Consider the following 1,853-nt stretch of genomic DNA (forward strand, 5'->3'; position numbering starts at 1 on the left):
GAGCCTCCCTCATGAAAATTCAGTAGTTCTTAGTATTCCTCGGGTTTTCTCAAGTTTTCGTGGGGGTTCAAAAGAGGCGACATGGCACAATCAAACATATTCATCCATATTTAAATATATATGGAAACACACTAAGCGTCTGAAGAAACCTGGCGTCTTTTTTTCCATTAATAGGTATTAACTTATGATCGCACTAGTGGATCTCCACATACGACATGGCGGTGGACCCTCCCATTTCTCTCAGCGTCTATGCGCGTAAATTCCTTCGTTCGACCTGACCATGTGTGGTTGCCGGATATGCTCCTCGGGTGGGTCTATGCCCTAATGCTCGGAATAGTGACCGGCTTATCCGTGCTTCTTTTGATTACCTAAGAAACCATCAAAAAACCAAGGAATATTGACTGCTGGACCTCATACGTTAAGCTGCCTGCACGTCTCTCATATGAGGGATATCGCGAAGCATGCGTTCCTCACTAAACGCACACTTTCGTGTGCCTATGACAAATAAGACCTTAATCAGTTTACGTCCTAATGCGACAAAAGACTGTTTCCCTTTAAGAGGATTCGTTCGTCTATGTTTATAATACTGATGAAGAGCTTTAAAAGCGTCATTATGAAAAGTTAAAGGGCGGGCGACTTGATACAGAATGGAACGCAACCTTCGTCGCCCACGCTTAGTAATGGTCGTTTTCCCTCGATGTGTGCCGGATTGGTTCATCATCAGATTCAGTCCTGCTAATTTAATAATCTGTCGTGGATCTTTATAATTTGATAAGTCACCAATCTCGGCGAAGAACCCAACAATGGTCATCGCTCCCACGCCATTGATCGCCATCATAAGATCTGCGCCAGGAACCGTAAGAACCAGTTTTTCAAGTTCTTCTTTCAGGTTGTCCAGACGTTCGTTTAAGGCCTCATACTGATCAACGAGATAGCGAAGCTCTTCACGAGCCATGCGGAGACCTACGGTCATCCCAACACTGGAGTCAGCTGCTTTCTTTAAGTGGCGCATACGCGCCACCCCTACATTTTTGGTCCCTAATGCCTTTACGTCGTATAGAAGTTCCTCTTCTGTCTTCTGTCGAATATCTGTTGGAAGATAGCCTAACTTCAGAAGCGCCATCGCCATCTTTCCATTCCACTTCTTAAACACCGTCATGAATTCAGGGAAATACCGATCCAGAACGTTATGAATCTGTGCTTTGATGGAAGAGAGATCTTCTTGAATGATATCAAAGAGTTTCACGCCTTCACGTAACTCGGCATAGATGCCTTCCGGCAAGGTAGGCTCATGATACCGCCCTGCTCGCATGACTTGAGCGATGACCTTCGCATCCTTTGTATCATTTTTGGTAGGCGAGTCATCATCCAGTTCTTTTGATTTCTTGACCTTCATCGGGTTTACCACCACAGGGCGCTCGCCCTGGGATTTCAAGAAGTAAGCTAGATTCATCCAATAATGTCCCGTAGGCTCCATCCCCAACATTAAGTTCGGACGGGATGTGTCCGCACTTAATTGTCGAGCCCACTCTAGTAACACTTGGAATCCTTCTAACGAATTCGGAAAAACCAGACGCTTCGATAAGTCGATTCCTCGATCATCAATGGCCCTGGCGACGTGCTTGTGCTTGGCAATATCAATGCCGATGATTAGAGTCTGTTCATTAATTTGATTAAGTCGTTCATTTTGTGTAAAATCCATAGTTGAAGTCTCCCTTCGGTACTTAATTCGAGGTCATGCGCATGACACTCTCTATCGTACCAAGGGAGCTTTTTTTATGCACATCGCTAAAATCCCACTTTATCCTCATATTCCTTTATAACAGGAATGCTCCTCGTGCCTGCGGGGTCTC

The 1,853-nt window shown here is 45.1% G+C and carries 1 protein-coding gene; it reads right to left on the reverse strand.

What is annotated here, in order from left to right:
• Window positions 1-418: 418 nt before the first annotated feature.
• Complete coding sequence (locus tag ABJ225_RS22275; RefSeq protein WP_347321628.1) at window positions 419-1,702, reverse strand: IS110 family RNA-guided transposase; 1,284 nt, start codon at window positions 1,700-1,702, stop codon at window positions 419-421.
• Window positions 1,703-1,853: the final 151 nt, after the last annotated feature.

The sequence above is a fragment of the Rossellomorea sp. RS05 genome, from assembly GCF_039822645.1.
GTDB classification, from domain to species: Bacteria; Bacillota; Bacilli; order Bacillales; family Bacillaceae_B; genus Rossellomorea; species Rossellomorea marisflavi_B.

Excerpts from the sequence above, each read along its gene's own strand:
- ABJ225_RS22275 (WP_347321628.1), bottom strand. The coding sequence starts at position 1,702 with ATGGATTTTACACAAAATGAACGACTTAATCAAATTAATGAACAGACT.